This is a genomic window from Vibrio sp. Vb0598 (genome assembly GCF_033338935.1).
GTDB lineage: Bacteria > Pseudomonadota > Gammaproteobacteria > Enterobacterales > Vibrionaceae > Vibrio > Vibrio alginolyticus.
Map to the genome: position 1 here is coordinate 72,274 of NZ_JAWOTP010000004.1, position 19,306 is coordinate 91,579.

The 19,306-nt window shown below is 45.0% G+C and carries 16 protein-coding genes; 3 read left to right on the forward strand and 13 right to left on the reverse strand.

What is annotated here, in order from left to right:
* Positions 1–6: 6 nt before the first annotated feature.
* From R7Q38_RS05965 to nrfB, 10 genes are all read right to left on the reverse strand, one after another.
* Positions 7–1,389 carry a di-heme oxidoredictase family protein gene (locus tag R7Q38_RS05965; protein ID WP_239938612.1) on the reverse strand — a complete coding sequence of 461 codons (1,383 nt, stop codon included), beginning with the start codon at positions 1,387–1,389 and terminating at the stop codon, positions 7–9.
* 92 nt (positions 1,390–1,481) lie between these two features.
* Complete coding sequence (locus tag R7Q38_RS05970; protein ID WP_165439054.1) at positions 1,482–2,744, reverse strand: imelysin family protein; 1,263 nt, start codon at positions 2,742–2,744, stop codon at positions 1,482–1,484.
* A 174-nt stretch (positions 2,745–2,918) separates the two neighbouring features.
* Positions 2,919–3,515 carry a GTP cyclohydrolase II gene (locus R7Q38_RS05975; RefSeq protein ID WP_025767283.1) on the reverse strand — a complete coding sequence of 199 codons (597 nt, stop codon included), beginning with the start codon at positions 3,513–3,515 and terminating at the stop codon, positions 2,919–2,921.
* A gap of 271 nt (positions 3,516–3,786) precedes the next feature.
* Positions 3,787–3,963 (reverse strand): hypothetical protein, encoded by a 177-nt coding sequence (locus R7Q38_RS05980; protein ID WP_020480909.1) that lies wholly within the window; start codon positions 3,961–3,963, stop codon positions 3,787–3,789.
* Between the two features lie 145 nt (positions 3,964–4,108).
* Complete coding sequence (gene nrfF / locus R7Q38_RS05985) at positions 4,109–4,519, reverse strand: heme lyase NrfEFG subunit NrfF (RefSeq protein ID WP_025767282.1); 411 nt, start codon at positions 4,517–4,519, stop codon at positions 4,109–4,111.
* Complete coding sequence (locus R7Q38_RS05990; RefSeq protein WP_025767281.1) at positions 4,506–5,039, reverse strand: DsbE family thiol:disulfide interchange protein; 534 nt, start codon at positions 5,037–5,039, stop codon at positions 4,506–4,508. The genes nrfF and R7Q38_RS05990 overlap by 14 nt, the downstream gene beginning before the upstream one ends.
* On the reverse strand, positions 5,017–6,924 hold the full coding sequence (locus tag R7Q38_RS05995) for a heme lyase CcmF/NrfE family subunit (RefSeq protein ID WP_239939300.1): 1,908 nt from the start codon (positions 6,922–6,924) through the stop codon (positions 5,017–5,019). Before R7Q38_RS05995 ends, R7Q38_RS05990 begins: the two co-directional genes overlap by 23 nt.
* Before the next feature lie 9 nt (positions 6,925–6,933).
* Positions 6,934–7,905, reverse strand: coding sequence for a cytochrome c nitrite reductase subunit NrfD (nrfD, locus tag R7Q38_RS06000; RefSeq protein ID WP_213960502.1), 972 nt, complete (start codon positions 7,903–7,905; stop codon positions 6,934–6,936).
* Positions 7,902–8,588 carry a cytochrome c nitrite reductase Fe-S protein gene (nrfC, locus tag R7Q38_RS06005; RefSeq protein ID WP_086046905.1) on the reverse strand — a complete coding sequence of 229 codons (687 nt, stop codon included), beginning with the start codon at positions 8,586–8,588 and terminating at the stop codon, positions 7,902–7,904. The genes nrfD and nrfC overlap by 4 nt, the downstream gene beginning before the upstream one ends.
* A 1-nt stretch (position 8,589) precedes the next feature.
* Entirely contained in the window at positions 8,590–9,210 is a 621-nt protein-coding gene (nrfB, locus tag R7Q38_RS06010; protein WP_318114160.1) for a cytochrome c nitrite reductase pentaheme subunit, read from the reverse strand.
* A 450-nt stretch (positions 9,211–9,660) separates the two neighbouring features.
* On the opposite strand from nrfB, the gene nrfA reads away from it, so the two are divergent.
* Entirely contained in the window at positions 9,661–11,088 is a 1,428-nt protein-coding gene (gene nrfA, locus R7Q38_RS06015; protein WP_213971099.1) for an ammonia-forming nitrite reductase cytochrome c552 subunit, read from the forward strand.
* Positions 11,089–11,206: 118 nt separating this feature from the next.
* On the opposite strand, the gene R7Q38_RS06020 is transcribed toward nrfA, so the two are convergent.
* The 3 genes from R7Q38_RS06020 to gyrA form a co-directional block, all read right to left on the reverse strand.
* Positions 11,207–11,761, reverse strand: a complete 555-nt coding sequence (locus R7Q38_RS06020; RefSeq protein WP_213971098.1) for a hypothetical protein — start codon at positions 11,759–11,761, stop codon at positions 11,207–11,209.
* Between the two features lie 42 nt (positions 11,762–11,803).
* Complete coding sequence (locus R7Q38_RS06025) at positions 11,804–12,427, reverse strand: tetratricopeptide repeat protein (RefSeq protein ID WP_165401636.1); 624 nt, start codon at positions 12,425–12,427, stop codon at positions 11,804–11,806.
* A gap of 123 nt (positions 12,428–12,550) precedes the next feature.
* On the reverse strand, positions 12,551–15,271 hold the full coding sequence (gene gyrA, locus R7Q38_RS06030; protein ID WP_213868126.1) for a DNA topoisomerase (ATP-hydrolyzing) subunit A: 2,721 nt from the start codon (positions 15,269–15,271) through the stop codon (positions 12,551–12,553).
* A gap of 475 nt (positions 15,272–15,746) precedes the next feature.
* Between gyrA and ubiG the strand changes: the two genes are divergently transcribed.
* Positions 15,747–16,454, forward strand: coding sequence for a bifunctional 2-polyprenyl-6-hydroxyphenol methylase/3-demethylubiquinol 3-O-methyltransferase UbiG (ubiG, locus tag R7Q38_RS06035; protein ID WP_017636129.1), 708 nt, complete (start codon positions 15,747–15,749; stop codon positions 16,452–16,454).
* A 500-nt stretch (positions 16,455–16,954) separates the two neighbouring features.
* Positions 16,955–19,237: a class 1a ribonucleoside-diphosphate reductase subunit alpha gene (gene nrdA, locus R7Q38_RS06040; protein WP_005376819.1), complete on the forward strand. Its 2,283-nt coding sequence runs from the start codon at positions 16,955–16,957 to the stop codon at positions 19,235–19,237.
* The last annotated feature ends 69 nt before the right edge of the window (positions 19,238–19,306 follow it).

The following is a 19,306-nucleotide window of genomic DNA, read 5'->3' on the forward strand; positions in this document are numbered from 1 at the left end:
GCTTCCTTATAGAGAATTCAGAAACGCAATCAATGCGTCACGTTCTTTTTTGTTCAGTGCTAAGACGTTTTGTTTCGCCGTTTCAGCTTCGCCGCCGTGCCACAACACCGCTTCCATCAGGTTACGAGCGCGGCCATCATGTAGAAAGTACGTGTGTCCGTTTACTTCTTCGGTATAACCAATACCCCACAACGGTGCCGTTCGCCATTCACGGCCGTTTGCTAAGTATTCCGGACGGTTATCGGCTAAGCCTTCACCCATGTCATGCAAAAGCATGTCGGTGTATGGGTGGATAAGCTGCTCAGAAAGCGCTGGTAACTCTGGTCGTTTCGCCGTTTTAACACTGGTCTTGTGGCAGCTTTCACAGCCAGACGCAGCAAAGATTTGCTGACCAAGTTTCACGTTAGGGCCATTGACATTACGGCGAATAGGTACAGCTAAGTGCTGGCTGTAAAACTCTACGAAGTCGAGAATATTTTCACTCACTTCTGGTTTGCCGCCATTTGGCATGTCGTCACAAATGCTTTGTTTCGAGGTACAGTTTTCATTTGGGAATAAATGGCTCGTCAGACCGACATCACCATTGAATGCTGCTGCATTTTGCTGCATTAACGTCGGTTGTCCTGCTTTCCAGCCAAAACGACCAATCGAGAAATTGTCCTTCTCAATATCCCACACCTTATTGACTTTGCCTGAGATACCGTCTTTGTCGGCATCTTGTTCATCAGCCCAAGCAAGTAGCGTTTCGTCGGGAATACTCTCTAACAAACCAAGGCCGATCATTGGCGGTGCCACGCGTGCTGAGAACTCGGTATCAGGGTGCATATCGCCGTAACCCAGATCGGTAATGTTCAAATGAGGTTTTCTTAGCGTCACCGTCGTACCGTCTTTAAATTTCACTGGGACATCGGTGTAAGTGATTTCGATTTTGCCTTCTGGCGTTTGATCTTGCAGGGCGAAATCTTGAAGCTGGCCACCATAAGTCGGCTCAGGTATGCCGCCATCTTTGATGTAAGCTTTCTTTTGTTCTGGCGTCATCGCAGGAATGCTTAAGCGCACTAACATAGACACGGCATGTAAATCATCTTTCTCTGGCGGATGACCACGACCGTCTTTGATGTGGCAGTTCTGACAACCATTGGTATTAAAAAGCGGGCCTAGGCCGTCACGAGCGTCTGTTGACGCTGGCGCTTGTACCCAAGGGTTGCGGAAAAAGCTGTTACCGACGCTAAAATCGAGGCGTTTGCTCATTGGCAAGTTAGCAGCAGGAAGAGAATAGGCATTCGCGCCGTCTTTTTTAACACTGGTTTTGCCACCGGACTTAACATCGTAAGCCATGGCAGAAGAAGAAAGGATCGCGGCTAGCGCAGAAATCAGGTATGGCTTCATATCATTGCTCTACATAGACAACAAGGGTGATAACAACGAGCTCAAACGTCAAAAGGGCTCACAAAGAGCCCTTATTTATTATGGTTTTCTTATTAAAACTCGTGGTCAGCAGTATCAGGGCTTAGGCTGTCGATGCCGACAATGTTTGCCGCTCGCTCAATCGCGCCAGTTTGCGCTACCAACGACATGATGGTGTCGTTTACTAGCGCGTTGCCTTGTGCGTTACCCGCCGCAATAAGTTGGTCAAAGTGCTGGTTGTTCTTCTCTGCAGAAGTCACTAGCTCACCAACTTGGCTACGTGTTGTATCAAACTGTTTTTGAATTTCGGTCGCCGCTTTCTTATCTTTTTGAGCAACAAGATCAGCAATACTTGGACCAGATAGCTCTTTGCCGTTTACACCTTTGTATGTACCTGTGTAAACGTTGTAGATGCCTTGCTCATTGTAGTAGTGAGAATTATGCGTGTTGTCTGAGAAACAATCGTGCTCGTCTTCAGTTGAGTTCGCTTCTAGTGCCACTTTCATGCGCTCACCCGCTAGCTCACCTAGAGAAAGAGAACCCATGCCGAATAGCATCTTACGTAGACCATTGTCCGCTGAGTCGTTCAGTAGCTCTTCACGGTAGTTACCTTTTACTTCAGCAGACCACTGCTTTTCCATCCACTCAAGGTCTTGAACCAGTAGATCAGCGGCTGCTTTTAGGTACTCTCCACGACGCTCACAATGGCCATTCGTACACTCAGAACCCACAACGAAATCAGTGTAAGCACGTTGACCTGCACCCGCGTTAGTGCCGTTTAGGTCTTGACCCCAAAGCAAGAATTCAATCGCGTGGTAACCTGATGCAACGTTTGCCTCAGAACCGCCTACTTCGTTTAGATCCGCTAGCAATTCTGGAGTGATTTTTGAAACGTCCAGTTTAGAAGCACCGATCTGTAGGCTAGTGTTCGCGATGATGTTGGCAGCAGCGCCCTCGTTACCCAATTCGTATTGGTAATCAGCCGCTACGTAGTCGATCAGACCTTCATCAAGTGGCCACGCGTTTAACTGACCCTCCCAATCGTCAACAATCGCGTTACCAAAACGGAAAACTTCAGACTGTTGGTAAGGCACGCGAGAATCTAGCCAAGCTTGTTTTACTTCTTCAAGCTTTTTCGCTGATGGTGATTTTAGGAATTCGTCGATTTTTACATCCAGCGCTTTCGCTGTTGTTACTGAATCAGCAAACACAGCATGGGCAACGTCCGCGTAATGTTCGACTACTTGTTGTTTAGTTACTGTGGCAGCAACGGTAGAACCACTGGCAATGAGGAGTGATGCAGCAATAGATTGGACTAAAACTTTTTTTGCATTCATCTGAAGCATCCTTGTTGAGCTTTTCAATTATCGTATTGGTAGTGCTAATTATTCTTATTTGCACTTTAGTCTCGAGATAATACAAATTTACAATTTATTTGCAACTCCAGATACAAAAAAACCTCATAAAAATGAGGTTTTTCACAGACTTTATTGTCAGTTTTATCTTTAGGATTAAACCTTTAGGTCATGTTTTCCGTGAGAGACTTTTGCCTTCAGATAATTTTCGTTGCCATCTTTGATATGTGCAGAGGTATTGACAACCTCGCCAATTTCAATTCCGTACTCAGATAACTCACGAATTTTCTTAGGGTTGTTCGTCACGAGGCGGATCTTATTCACGCCTAAAGCTTCTAGCATTTGTGCTGCTTCTGTGAAATCACGCAGGTCATCATCAAAGCCCAAATGGTTGTTAGCTTCGTACGTGTTCATGCCCTGGCTTTGTAAGCGGTATGCATCGATCTTATTGTACAAACCAATACCACGACCTTCCTGACGGAGATACAAGATGATACCACCGGACTCGCCCATGCGATTGATCGTCTCTTCTAGTTGCTCACCACAGTCACAGCGTGAAGAGTGGAACACATCGCCTGTCAAACACTCAGAGTGCATACGAACTAAAGGCATGTCCTGAGTTTGGTCCGCTTGTTTAAAGATAATAGCAACATGCTCTTTGTCTGTCTTCAGACCATGGAAAGACAGAATTTCGGCATCAATGTTACTTTTTGCCCCGACTTTAAAATCTACTCTGGCACGTACTTCCGCCATATCTATACTCACTCGATTTATTGCTTGATGCGCTTGATGCGTTTTCGTTATTGCATTCATGGGATTTACTCGTTGCTCTTCAACTATGGGGACTGATACCGCATTTTGCAATATAGAGATCACAATTGAGGGCAGTTATCCACTCAAGACAGCAAAAGAGAAACACTCTCCAACTGAACAATTGTTATATTATAACAATTTAAAAAAACTACAATAAAAAACCCCAGACAAATTTTGTCTGGGGTTTCAAGAAGGTCGTTTGGTCTATCTTTTAATGGGTCTGACTGCGCTTCCAAACGGCGAGTTCAATCCAAACTGCTTCGAGTTCTTGGATTTCCTCGTCGGTCAACACGGCGAGCGTTGAAGTAACTTGAGGCAGGTTCGGTGATTGCAATGCACGAATCTGCGAATAGAAGTCTTTTTTAAGTTGTAATATAACTGAATCCACTGCGTGCACCTATTCGTTCTTTTATTACTTATCCAGCTCAAAATTTTTATTTTCTTTATACTGGAAACTTCATAAATTCGGAAAAATGATAACATTCTGCTTGTTAAGTGCACAATTTATTTTTAATAGTGGAATAACGGTCACATTAATTACGCTTCACCATTCGGATCGAATATAAGACAAAAAAGATCAAAAATAGCACAGGAAAGATCCACAACAGCGCCGTGGAATAATTTAATGGTGGTTGATACAGAACAATATTCCCATAACGAGCAACTAGATAGTCCTTTATTTCTTGATCTGAGCTGCCTTCATTGGCCATCGTATACACTTTCAACCTCAGGTCTTTAGCCGCTTGTGCATTAGACTCGACAAGGTTTTGGTTTTGACACTGCGGGCAGCGCAATGTCTTGGCTAACGAGGTTGCACGCTGTTGCACTTCAACAGAATGAAATTCAAACAGATCAACATTCTGTTCTATATCCGCACTTCTCGTGAAAGGAGAAAATAGTATAAATAGGATTAAAGTGAGGAGAAGATTATTAAATCGAAACATTCAAGTATCCTGAAAATATATCGTTCCATTTATCTGCCGTTAGCTCTCCACGATATTTGATCAATATACGACCATTTGGATCAATCAAGTAAGTTTCCGGCGTTCCGATAACACCTAGCTCCACAGCGAGCTTTCCATTAGGGTCACTAATTACTTCAATATATGGATTTCGTTTAGAGCTCAAATATTCACGAGCGGCTTGTTTTTGATCTCTATAATTCAGCCCAATAATAGGCACACCGAGTTCTGCTAACTGCAATAATTCTTCATGCTCTCGTTTGCATACTCCGCACCAAGATGCCCAAACATTCAATAATTTATATCCGTCGCTTTTGAACAACTGCTCAGAAACCATGTCATCAGAGATCAGAGAAGTAGAGCGAAAATTAGGTGTCTCTAAATTTCGTTGTGGGGACAATTCAACATGTGGTCGCTCAGACAAAGCCACCGCAGTTACTACAGCAAACACGGCAACAGCCACAAACAGACCTGCGAGTTTAAGCGTATTTCTCGATCGCATTGATAGCCTCTCTCCTTTTCTTTAGGCCGGTTAATAGCGCGCCAAACACAGCTAGTAGCCCGCCAGACCATATCCACCAAATACCTGCGCGGTACTGAACTTTAATCGCATAAGCATGAGTATCGACTTTGTCACCCAATGTCACGTAATAATCGCCATGCCATAGTGAACGAATCGCAGGCTCGGTCATATTCATCACTCGCACAGGGTAATGACGCTTTTGCGGGTTGAAATTGAGCATGCGGCCATCTTCCAAGTGCAAGGTGATCTGTCCTTGTTCAGCGGTGTAGTTTGGCCCCACCAGCCATTCGATACCATGATAATCGATAGTGATCCCCGCCCTTTGTTGAGAACTGCCGGGTTCGACACGTAAATTGTGTTCATATGAGTAGTGACTGTTGAATACAGCTCCACTCACCGCCAGCGCAAAACCGATATGTGCCATCACGATTGGCATGAGTTTGCGCTTATTGGAACAACGAAACAGCATAACGAGATGCGCCGCAATCACCCAAGTAGCCAACGTTATGGTTAGCAATACTTCGAAATGCAGTGCGTGCACTAAGAAGATAAACCCGATCCCAGAGACAAGAGATAACGCAATACTGATCGCAATATCAGCGCTTACACTCGGCACTGTGCCTTTTGTCCATTTCAGCAGCGGCATGAAAGCTAAGGAAATCAGAGCCAGTATGCTTAATGGGAAGATCAGACTATTAAAATAAGGTGCGCCAACTGAAATGTTTCCTAAACCGAGCAGTTGATAAACCATCGGATAAAAAGTGCCAAGAAAAACGATAGCAGTCGCAATAACCAGCAGCCCTTTGGCGATGTAAGCAGTGTAAGCTCGGCTCGCTAGAGATTGAAGTTTGAAGCGAGGGAGTTGTTCTCCTCGCAAAATCAGTACGCCAAAAGTGATGATGACAAGCAAGCTCAATACACCAAGCAGCACCAAACCTTTAGTTGGGTCCACCGCAAAAGCGTGCACTGAAGTCAGCACGCCAGAGCGCACCACGAATGTCCCTAAAATGCTTAGGCAGAACGTGGTAAACGCCAGTGCATAGGAGCTCCAAATTGCGCCTCTGATACGTGTTGCGACAACACCGCTGTGCAACAAAGCAGTACCCGTAAGCCAAGGCAGTAAAGAAGCGTTCTCCACAGGGTCCCAAAACCACCAGCCGCCCCACCCTAGCTCATTGTACGCCCACCATGATCCCACCAAGATACCTAATGTAAGCGTTCCCCATGCAAAAAACGCTGCGCTACGAGCGACCACATACCAATCGCTCATCGGTTGTTTACCCAATAGCGCCGCTAATGCAAAAGCTAATATTGCTGCGTAACCGACATAACCGAGATAAAGCAATGGTGGATGAATGATAAGCCCAACATCTTGCAGCATTGGATTTAGATCTCGCCCTTCCGACGCCAATACTTGGGCATATTCGAACGGGTTAGAGGTCATTAACGTGAACCAAGCAAATGTTGCAATAAGAACGTTCATGATTCCTAAACAGTCACAAGTATATTGGGCGTTGAGCGGTGACTTAAATGCAATAAACGACGCCCATAAACTCAGGGTGACGACCCAAAACAACATGGAGCCTTGGTGCCCACCCCAAGCGGCAGCAATTTTGAACGCCACGGGAAGTTGACTGTTGGAATGCGTAACAACATATTCCAACGCGAAGTTGTCTTGCACGAAGCAGACGATCAGAAGTGCTAAACAAATGATGGAAGCTAAGCTAATCATGTGGGACATCGCGACTTGATGCGGCAATGTCGCCTTCTTACCCAAAGCAAGACGTAGCCAATGCAGCAACGATGCACAAGTCGATGTTACAGCCACCAATATCAGTAAGAAGAACCCTAGCTCAGCTTCCATTTATCCCCCTTACACTACGGTCATTTGACCGGCATAGAGAATGAAAGTACGCAGCATAAGTACGCCAACCAAGCTCAACGTCGTGACCACAAAAACGTAACTGCCTTTGTGGCGCACTTCAGAAGGCGTCAACCAATTGAGAGTCAAAGGCGTTATCATGCCGATGAACACTACCCCACCCCAGAACCATTGAGCCCAGAATCCACTCGAAATAGCATTCCAAGCCGCGACTTCGTTCTGACCACCGCTGAAGATCAGTCCAGTAAAGAAAGTCACTAAGACAAACAGCTCAAACAATACTACTGGGCGTTCAAATCCGTGTACCCAAGACACACTTGGGCTGCTAGTCGACTCTTTAAACACCAAGATGCCGAACATCAAGCATGCTGCTGCGCCCGAGGACAAACTAGAGAACAGGAACAAGATTGGCAGTACTGGATTGTTTAGCATTGGGTAAGTCTTCAACGCAGACAATAGAAAGCCAGTGTACGCTGCAAGCACGATGGCTAAGAAGCCCAAGAACAATTCAATGGCGTTGTTGGCTTTCCCCGCCTTAATCAAAATGCCATCGGCAAAATCCAGCAGTTTGCTTGGTAACTTCCCTTCACAGAAGCTGATGATTTGATGGCGGAAGATAACGCCAATCCAAGCAAACAACACGATCATGTACACTTGGAACAAGATCACGCCCATCGACATCACAGACGTTGGGTTGTAGTAGATCATGATCTTCCAAAACTCTAAAGGCTTGGTTAAATGGAAAATCAAAATTACCAACCCAGCAATGATGCCAAATGGTGCGAGCCAAGCCATCGCTTTCATGATGCCGTTTTTTGCGGGATCACCTTCAATCACTTTGCGTTTTAAATAGATTGAAATCATCACCGCACCCGCTGACATCCCAGCAAGGAATAAGTAAATCGCGATGATCCAATCCCAGACTAACGAGTCAAAGTGGAATACACTTTCGAAGCCGTTCATGATGACACCTCCCCTTTGCTATGCGGAATTTTGTACAGTTTAGGTTGCGTACCTAAATGCGATTTATCGCGATAGACAACATGGCTTTCGATAGCTTTGCTCACCTCGCTAGTTGGGTCATTCAAATCACCAAAGATGAGTGCTTTTGTTGGGCAAGATTCCACGCAAGCTGGCTGCTTACCTTGCGCTAGGTTGGTATCACGGCAGAAGTTACATTTATCCGCAGAGTGATCGACTGGATTAAAGAAGCGCACTTGGTAAGGGCAAGCAGCAAGGCAATAACCACATCCGACACATTTCTCTTTGTGTACATCCACGATGCCGGTCGCTTCATCTTTGTATGCAGCGCCTGTTGGACAAACGTATACACATGGAGGGTTATCACAGTGTTGACAGGATTCGCGAGTAAACTGGTATTCCACATCTGGAAATTCGCCAATCGGTTCACTGCGATGAATTTTAAGTCGCGTTACGCCTTCAGGGACTTTATTTACTTCGCGACAAGCATCGGTACAAGCGGTACAGCCAATGCAGGCATTTTCATCATGAACCATACCCATGCGTTTCGCTTGTTCACGGTTGCTGGCATAAAGAGAGGAGCTAACAACGGAAGTGCCTGCAACGCCTGTAGTTAAAATCAACGCGCCGCTGCCGGCTAAAAAGTTTCTTCTCGAACATTTCATGCTATCTCTCCTCTTCTTTGGCAAGTTCAGGTTCGACGGCAAATTCAGGTTCGACGGCAAATTCAGAGTGACAATCCACACACTGCTTGATCAGTTGTTTTCTGTCGTACGACAACGCTTTGGTTTTCGCTGCGTGTACATCGTGGCAATTTGAACAAGTGAGGTTTTTGGCGTGCACATCGTGCGTCCAGTGGCTTTCTCTCAGTTGTGTCGGTGCATGGCAATCCACACATTGGCTGTTGGCTTTAAGAATCATACTTGGATCAAGGAACACTTTGTCGTGTACCTCTTTCGATTGCGCGGCAGAAAACTTAATTACATCAGGCGCGCCCTCACGATGGTCGGGACCAATGTTGCTATGGCAATTGGTGCAATTAAGTTGCTTCCCTTGGCTGAGTAGAGCTTGCGGGTCATGCGAAAGGTTCAGAGTCTCTTTTGCATCCTTATGACATTGCAGACACTTGTAGTCACGGTCACGGATCAACTCGACTTGATGACGCTCAGCTTGAGCACCTTCAATCGGCTCTGAAGAAGTCGCATGGGCGGCGATGGAGAAACCATAGATGGCAAAGACGAAGAGAAGTTTCAGCATTGTCTCTATGGTCAATTTTATATTGCCCATATTGTTCTTTCCTTAGCTCGATAATAATTGATAACTATTCTCAATTATTTATTTGAGCGACAATTAATTTCCTCTGAAGATATTTTTTAGATCTTCAAATGACATCAATTCTTATTTCGGAAAGCCACAACGCTAAACCTATATTTATAATACCTCTATTATTCATAAGGGGTAGAAACGCCTGCTCAAAAAGCGAACTAAATCACCCTATTTTTAAAAAGGTTAAAAACCCAAAGCATTGCAGAACAATGACTTAACAACTACCACTTTAGGGGTATATGAATTCAAACATGACTGAGATCACTGGTGTAAATTGATCTAAAACAAGACAAGATTCACTCACTATTTCATCTATCCAATTAAGCAATATTATTAATCGTAGATCTCCAGTTCTTATTTGGAATAGCTCCTCACAACGCTGCTAATAAAAACGAATATGGAGATAACACTGTGAGCATAAAACACTGGATGAGCGCACCTATTGCGGTTGCGACCTTATTCGCCAGCCAATTATTTTTGGTTGACGCTCCGTTAGCGGCAGAAGAGAAGGATTTTATCGATCCTCGTAACGATGTCTTTGAACAGAACCACCCTGATCAATACCATTCTTGGAAAGCAACATCCGAAAGTGAGCACATTGAAGATGCTCTAAGTGAAGACCCAAACATGGTTATCCTGTGGGCAGGTTATGGCTTCGCGAAAGACTACAACAAAGCGCGCGGTCACTTTTACGCACTTGATGATGTTCGCCAAACCTTACGTACCGGCGCACCAACCGACGAGAAGTCCGGGCCTATGCCGATGGCGTGCTGGAGCTGTAAAAGCCCAGACGTTGCTCGCGTGATTGATGAACGTGGTGAAGACGGTTATTTCGAAGGTAAATGGGCACGCTTAGGCTCAGAAATCGTCAACCCTATCGGTTGTTCCGATTGCCACAACACAGGCTCTGAAGCCTTCAAGAAAGGCGAACCTGCGCTAGCACTGACTCGCCCATACGTCGAGCGTGCTTTTGATACTATTGGTAAAAACTTTGATGAACAGTCTCGCCTAGATAAGCAAGCATCGGTCTGCGCTCAATGTCACGTTGAATACTACTTCACCGGCCCAACTAAAGCGGTTAAATTCCCATGGGATATGGGCACCACCGTTAATGACATGGAGAAATACTACGACGCGTTGAATTTCAAAGATTGGACGCATCCCGTATCTAAAGCGCCGATGCTAAAAGCACAACACCCGGGTTTCGAAACTTGGAGAGCGGGTATTCATGGTAAAAACAAAGTGGTGTGTGTGGACTGCCACATGCCTAAAGTGACCAAAGAAGACGGTACGGTGTACACAGACCACAAAGTGGGTAACCCATTTGATCGTTTTGAAGACACCTGTGCGCAATGCCATACCCAAACTAAAGAGCAGCTACAAGGCATCGTCTCGACTCGCAAAGCGCAAGTACTGAACATGAAGCTAACCGCCGAGAAGCAAATCGTAGCGGCACACTTTGAAGCAGGCGCAGCGTGGAAAGCAGGTGCAACAGAAGCAGAGATGGAATCTATCCTACAAGATATTCGCCATGCACAATGGCGTTGGGACTACGCGATTGCTTCTCACGGTGTCCACATGCATGCTCCTGAGATAGCACTTGAAGTACTAGGTACTGCAGTTGATCGCGCTGCTGACGCCCGTACCAAATTGGTTCGTTTACTGGCAACCAAAGGCATTACTGATCCTGTTCAAATTCCAGATATCTCGACCAAAGCGAAAGCACAACAAGCACTGGGCATGGATATGGAAAAGATGAACGCAGATAAGAAACACTTCCTAGAAACGGTGGCACCAGAATGGGATAAAGCAGCGGCTGAACGCGAAGCCACGTATTAGTCTAACTGGCAACGGTTAACTTATAGATACAACAAGGGGCGTACTGAACGCCCCTTTTCTTTCTTTATTATCTTTATCTCTTCATCCTGATTCTATCGAGAGACAAAAATCGAATGTACTAGCGACGAGGAAGCCTAGGTCTAGGTTGAATATTTGGACGTGCTTTAGGTATCTGCACATTTGGACGAGCAACTGGACGCTGGATCTTCGTTTCCGGTAATGCTTTTCTTTGTTGAACCTTTTCTTTTACCGCTTTGTCTTGTAAAGCCGCTGGCTCAATACGCTCCGGACGATTCTCCCACTTGGTTTGAATCTCTTGCTTTTGCTCGTCTGGCAGTGATTGCCAATGATCGTCGAGTTGGCGTTTCATGTTATCGATATTGGCGGACATATCATCGTCTTTCCAATCTTCGACTTTGTCTTTGATGGATTGCTGTTGGTCTTCATCTAAACCATTCCACCACTCTTCCAGTTTCTCTTTGTATTCATCGTCGTTATCGCAACAGCCCGGATAGTAATAAATCCAGTAGTCGTCATGATCGTACCACCACGGGTCGTAGTAACCCGATGAATAATAAACCGTAGAGGAAGAGCCAGAATGATCGGAAGAGCTACAACCCGCCAGCACAGAGCCGCACAGCAAAACCAATATGCTTAGTGCTTTATTTTTCATTCGTTGCCCACCTTTCCCTCTATTGCTTGTTAAATTGTACGCTTACAACAGCTCTTTTGCTTTGTTAATAGAGTTAATGATTTGCACCCTATCTAAATTTGGATCATCAGAATCTAATAATAGTACCCAGGCATCAATCGCTTCCTGAAATCGGAATGACAGAAAATGATCATTTGCGATCAAAGACAAAGCGGCTTCATTGTGCGGTTCTATCTGCAAAGCTTGCTCCAAAAGCAAGCTAACTTCTTGCGTCATTGATTGCTGGTGAATGTAGTACAAGGTCGTCGCTTTTGCGGCAAGTTGCGTGGCACTGACTGGCTCAGTCAGCTGGATCGCGTAATCAAAACAAATCAGCGCGCCATCAAATTCCCCCTCTAGCAGGTAGCCCTGCCCGAGTTGGAACCACAATTCAGCGTTGTTCGGATCTTCACGCAACTGGTCTTGAATCTCTTTCATGATGTCACGAGCAGTCATCATTCGTGACATTTCCGCTTGTATTGGTTTAGGCGGAGTTTGATGCAGCAATAAGAAACTGGCACTCGTCACGACAAGTACTAACAGGCAAAAGCCAAACCATTGAGCAGGTTTAACTTTTGATGCACTCAGTGATAAGAGTACGATAAACAGCCCCATCAGAGTGATGGCAGCGAAAAACCAAACAGACATAACACGTCCTGTAAACAAAGATAACGTCAGTGTACGCATTTCTTACTTTAAATGCGTTGATACAGATACAAAAAAGCCGAGCAACTAAGGCTCGGCTTTTCATATCAGGATAACGATGTAAGATTACTCTTCGTTACCTTCCTCTGCATCATCAGCAGCTGGAGCTTCTGAAGCGTCTTGCTGCGTATTTTCGTCTGTTGACTCTAACGCTTCTGCATCTTCATCAGCAGGCAGCTCTTCATCATCAACTTCTTCAATACGTTGCAAACCAACAACTGATTCATCTTCCGCAGTACGGATAAGCGTTACACCTTGTGTGTTACGACCAACCTGGCTAACTTCACCCACACGAGTACGTACTAACGTGCCAGCGTCGGTGATCATCATCATTTCATCACCTTCAACAACCTGGATAGCACCAACTACCGGGCCATTTCGCTCAGAAACTTTGATAGAAACTACACCTTGAGTGCCACGACCTTTTGTCGGGTACTCGCTAAGTGCTGTACGTTTACCATAACCGTTTTCTGTAACCGTTAGGATGTCGCCTTCGTGCGAAGGAACAATAAGTGATACAACTTGGTCATTTTCAGCCAGTTTCATACCACGAACACCAGAGGCGGTACGACCCATAGGACGAACACCTTTAAACTTGATCTCTGGCTGACCATTCTCATCAAGAACTGGTTTACCATTTTCATCAAGTACTGGAATCTCTTCTGCTTCTTTAAAGCGAACCACTTTACCCGCTTTAGAGAACAGCATGATTTCGTTTTCGCCGTTAGTGATATCCACACCGATTAACGAATCGTCTTCACGTAGGTTCACAGCGATTAGGCCGTTTGAACGTACGTTTGCAAACTGGTTCAACGGCGTTTTCTTAACCGTACCGTCACCTGTTGCCATGAAGATGAATTTGTCTTCAGAGAATTCATCAACACGCAGAATTGCGGTAATGCGCTCACCTTCTTCGAGTGGAAGGATGTTCACAATTGGCTTACCACGCGCAGTACGGCTCGCTAGAGGCAATTGGTAAACTTTCAGGCGGTATGTCTTACCACGAGTAGAGAAACACAAGATGTTATCGTGGGTATTCGCCACTAGAAGACGCTCGATATGGTCTTCATCTTTCATCTTAGTCGCACTCTTACCTTTACCACCACGGCGCTGTGACTCGTAGTCGCTCAGTACTTGGTACTTAACGTAACCACCGTGAGATAGAGTAACTACAACGTCTTCACGTGCGATCAGCTCTTCCATGTCAATATCATGGCTCGCAGCTGTGATTTCTGTACGACGAGCGTCACCAAAGCCGTCACGAACCGCTTCAAGTTCCTCACGGATAACTTCCATCAAACGCTCAGTGCTCGCAAGGATATGCATGAGTTCAGCGATTTCTTCTAGAAGTGTTTTGTATTCGCCAAGAATCTTCTCGTGTTCTAGACCTGTTAGTTTATGTAAACGTAGATCTAGGATAGCTTGTGCTTGTTGCTCAGTCAGGAAGTACTGACCATCACGAATACCGTATTCAGGCTCTAGCCATTCAGGGCGCGCAGCATCTGTACCAGCACGCTCTAGCATTGCTGAAACGTTGCCTAAATCCCAACCACGAGCGATAAGACCCGCTTTTGCTTCAGCCGGTGTAGGTGCCTTACGGATAAGCTCAATGATTTCATCAATGTTAGCAAGCGCTAGAGCTAAACCTTCAAGGATATGAGCACGTTCACGAGCTTTACGCAGTTCGAAGATAGTACGACGTGTCACAACTTCACGACGGTGATCAACGAAGCACTTCAACATATCTTTTAGGTTGAATAGCTGTGGCTGGCCATTGTTTAGAGCCACCATATTGATACCGAAAGTGGTTTGCAGCTGAGTCTGAGCGTAAAGATTGTTTAGAACTACTTCGCCCACAGCATCGCGCTTACACTCAATAACAATGCGCATACCGTCTTTATCTGACTCGTCGCGCAGTGCACTGATACCTTCTACTTTCTTATCTTTAACTAGCTCAGCGATCTTTTCGATCAAGCGAGCTTTGTTCACCTGGTAAGGAATTTCAGTGACGATAATGGTCTCTTTACCATTCTTCTCCACTTCGATGTCCGCTTTCGAACGCATGTAGATTTTGCCACGACCTGTTTTGTACGCGTCTACAATGCCTTTACGACCGCTGATAAGCGCCGCCGTTGGGAAATCAGGACCAGGAATGTAATCCATTAGTTCATCAATAGTGATTTCTTCATTATTGATGTATGCAAGACAGCCATCAATCACTTCGCCAAGGTTATGAGGCGGGATGTTGGTTGCCATACCTACTGCGATACCAGAAGCACCGTTAACCAATAGGTTTGGAATTTTAGTTGGAAGAACCGCTGGGATCTGCTCAGTACCGTCGTAGTTTGGTACGTAGTCTACGGTTTCTTTGTCTAGGTCAGCCAATAGTTCATGGGCAATTTTTGCCATTCGAACTTCGGTGTAACGCATTGCCGCAGCAGAGTCGCCATCGATCGAGCCAAAGTTACCTTGACCATCGACCAGCATGTAACGAAGCGAGAACGGCTGAGCCATACGTACGATTGTGTCGTACACAGCACTATCACCGTGTGGGTGATATTTACCGATTACGTCGCCGACAACACGGGCTGATTTTTTATATGGTTTGTTCCAATCGTTGCCTAGTACGTTCATCGCGAATAAAACGCGGCGGTGTACTGGTTTTAGGCCATCACGCACATCTGGAAGAGCACGACCCACGATGACTGACATCGCATAGTCTAGGTATGAACCTCTAAGCTCATCTTCAATGTTTACGGGCGTGATCTCTTTAGCTAAATCGCTCATAGAGCCATTATCCCTCTATTATCTGATCGTAATTACGATACGTGTAAGGTGCAAAAATATAACACACAATTCATCACTTCGGCATCACTTTCCCTCTCCTTTTATCAGGTTGTGAGCTTGGTTATGAATCAAATGTCGAGAATTTGCACACTCATCCCATATCTTTCTGATTAGTGGTTATATTTCGGTCAATATTGAGCAAAATCGGACTCTTTACGCGGAAAAGCGAGGTAAATTCCTTTAACCACACAACGCGAAAATACAGGTTTTAGAGTTATTGTCACTGGCACTAGTTCAAGGATGAACCAAAAACAATAGCTAGCGCTTTCAAAAATACAGGAACCTGTCGCTATTGTCGCGCCAGTGAACTCTGTCATTGTCCCTTAACTAAGCACATCGAGGTTGTTTGGGTATAAAACGTTGGAGTATACTGGCGCCCTCTAAAGGACTCAGATTGAATGCAATAAAACCAATTATGACTAAAGCACAAAACGTCGACCCAAGTGAAATTAAGAAATTCGAGGACATGGCTTCTCGATGGTGGGATTTAGAAGGCGAGTTTAAGCCGCTTCATCAAATTAACCCACTTCGTTTGAACTATGTACTTGAAAAAGCAAATGGCTTGTTTGGCAAGCGAACACTTGATGTCGGCTGTGGTGGTGGCATTCTTGCTGAAAGCATGGCAAAAGAAGGCGCTATTGTGACGGGGCTTGATATGGGTAAAGAACCATTAGAAGTCGCGCGACTACATGCATTAGAAACAGGCACTCAACTGACCTACATTCAGAGCACAATAGAAGACCACGCTATAGAAAACGCAGGAACTTACGATGTCGTGACTTGTATGGAGATGCTTGAACACGTTCCAGATCCTCTCTCCGTTATCCGCTCTTGTGCTGCGCTAGTCAAACCCGGTGGTCACGTGTTTTTCTCAACTTTGAACCGAAACATTAAGTCGTACTTATTTGCTATTGTCGGTGCTGAGAAGCTTCTTAAGATTGTTCCTGAAGGCACTCATGAGCACGATAAGTTTATCAAGCCAGCCGAAATGATGAAGATGATAGACCAAACTGACCTGACGGAAATGGGCATTACTGGGCTTCATTACAACCCTCTAAATGACAGCTACAAACTCGGTCGTAATGTAGATGTAAACTACATCGTTCATACTAAAAAATACTGAACGCTGTTGCGTTAAAAATGTGTTTTGTGATTGACATTTTTTAAAGAAAATGAATCGGAAGCGGTAGCACAAAGTTGCCGCTTTTTTTGTCTTTTTATGGCTAAAATTCGTGCTCTAGATTCCATTTTGACCAAGCCATTTTTCGTAGATAAAAACGGCCAAAGATCAAGGAAAATATTTTTGCATGCGGTTATTTCTAAACCGATCTCGAAACCGTACTTTTAACCATTCAAGTCTGCCCTTTTCTCATCGGTTAGTGTTCACTTACTGATTTTTTTCATTTTGTCAGTTATCCACAAGTCATCCCCGATCTGTACCTTGATAAATCAGTGTAATAGCACTATCTTGTAACCCGCAAACAAACGAACCCCTATATGTTGTGTTTAAGCGACAATATATAGATAGACTTTGATCACAAAGCCGCCGCAAGCTTTACTCATATTGCACATAAACAAACAAAAATACGGCTTTTATCAGTTTTCTTAGGGAAATAAAGCAGAATGAACCAACAACTTACCGTCACCAAGCGTGATGGCCGTAAAGAAAGTATCGATCTGGATAAAATCCACCGCGTTATCACTTGGGCTGCAGAAGGTCTAGATAATGTTTCGGTTTCTCAAGTAGAACTTCGCGCTCACATCCAGTTTTACGACGGCATCACAACGACAGATATTCACGAGACAATCATCAAGTCTGCGGCAGACCTGATCTCTGAAGAGACTCCGGATTACCAATACCTAGCTGCTCGCCTAGCGGTATTCCATCTGCGTAAAAAAGCGTATGGCCAATACGAGCCACCAACGCTTTATGATCACGTGTCTCGCCTCGTCGATATGGGTAAGTACGATCAACATATTCTAGAAGACTACACAAAAGCAGAACTCGACGAACTTGATGCGTACCTCGACCATAAACGCGACCTAAACTTCTCATACGCGGCAGTTAAGCAGCTAGAGGGTAAGTACTTCGTACAGAACCGTGTTACGGGCCAAATTTACGAAAGTGCTCAGTTCTTATACATCCTTGTAGCAGCGTGCTTATTTGCGAAATATCCAAAAGCGACACGTCTTGATTACATCAAACGTTTCTACGATGCGACATCGACATTTAAGATTTCTCTACCTACGCCAATTATGTCTGGCGTGCGTACCCCTACTCGCCAGTTCAGCTCATGTGTTCTGATCGAGTGTGGAGACAGTCTTGATTCTATTAACGCAACAGCAAGCTCAATTGTTCGTTATGTATCTCAGCGCGCTGGTATTGGTATCAACGCAGGTCGTATCCGTGCATTAGGCTCAGAGATTCGCGGTGGTGAAGCATTCCACACTGGTTGTATTCCGTTCTACAAGTACTTCCAAACAGCAGTAAAATGTTGTTCACAAGGTGGTGTACGTGGTGGCGCAGCTACTGTGTTCTACCCAATGTGGCACGGTGAAGCACGCTCACTAATGGTACTTAAGAACAACCGTGGTGTTGAAGAAAACCGTGTTCGTCACATGGACTACGGTGTTCAGTTAAACAAACTGATGTACCAACGTTTAGTTGAAGGCGGCAATATTACGCTATTCTCACCATCTGATGTACCTGGTCTGTACGACGCATTCTTCGAAAACCAAGAAGAGTTTGAGCGTCTATACGTGAAGTACGAGAACGATCCTTCAATCAAGAAAGAAACGGTTAAAGCGATTGAAATGTTCACTCTGCTAATGCAAGAGCGTGCATCAACGGGTCGTATCTACATCCAGAACGTGGACCACTGTAATACTCACAGCCCATTTGATTCTGAAGTCGCTCCAGTTCGTCAGTCGAACCTATGTTTAGAAATCGCACTGCCAACGAAACCATTAACTAACGTTGAAGATGACTCAGGCGAGATCGCACTGTGTACGCTTTCTGCATTCAACTTAGGTGCTATCAAGTCTCTAGATGATTTCGAAGAGCTATCCGATCTTGTTGTTCGTGCGTTAGATGCACTGCTTGATTACCAAGATTACCCTCTACCAGCGGCATACAAATCGACTATGAACCGTCGTACGCTAGGTGTTGGTGTGATTAACTTTGCTTACTACTTAGCGAAGAATGGCGTGAAATACTCTGACGGTAGCGCGAACGGCCTAACTCACCGTACGTTCGAAGCAATGCAGTACTACCTATTGAAAGCATCTGTAGCACTGGCGAAAGAACAAGGTAAGTGTCCTTCATTCGACGAGACGAACTACGCGAAAGGCTTACTGCCGATTGATACGTATAAGAAAGATATCGACCTAATTTGTGACGAAGCGCTGCATTACGACTGGGACAGCCTACGTAAAGAAATTATGGAGCACGGCCTACGTAACTCAACACTGACTGCGCTAATGCCTTCTGAGACTTCTTCTCAGATTTCAAACGCAACTAACGGTATTGAGCCACCACGTGGTTACGTTTCAGTAAAAGCTTCGAAAGACGGTATCCTGAAGCAAGTTGTACCAGAGTTCACAGAACTTAAAGACAGCTATGAACTGCTTTGGAATATCGGTTCGAACGACGGTTATCTACACCTTGTGGGTATTATGCAGAAGTTTGTTGACCAAGCTATCTCTGCTAATACTAACTACGACCCGTCACGTTACGAGACTGGCAAGGTTCCAATGAAGAAACTACTTCAAGACCTGCTAACAGCGTATAAGTTTGGTGTGAAAACGCTTTACTACCACAACACTCGTGATGGCGCGAAAGATGAACAGAAAGACGCTGTTCAACCACAAGATGACGATTGTGCTGGCGGCGGTTGTAAGATTTAGTCTTCCCGTACCTAGCGAACCCGTAAAGACAGACTATCGATAACCTCCCCCTTACGGGGAGGTTTAAAA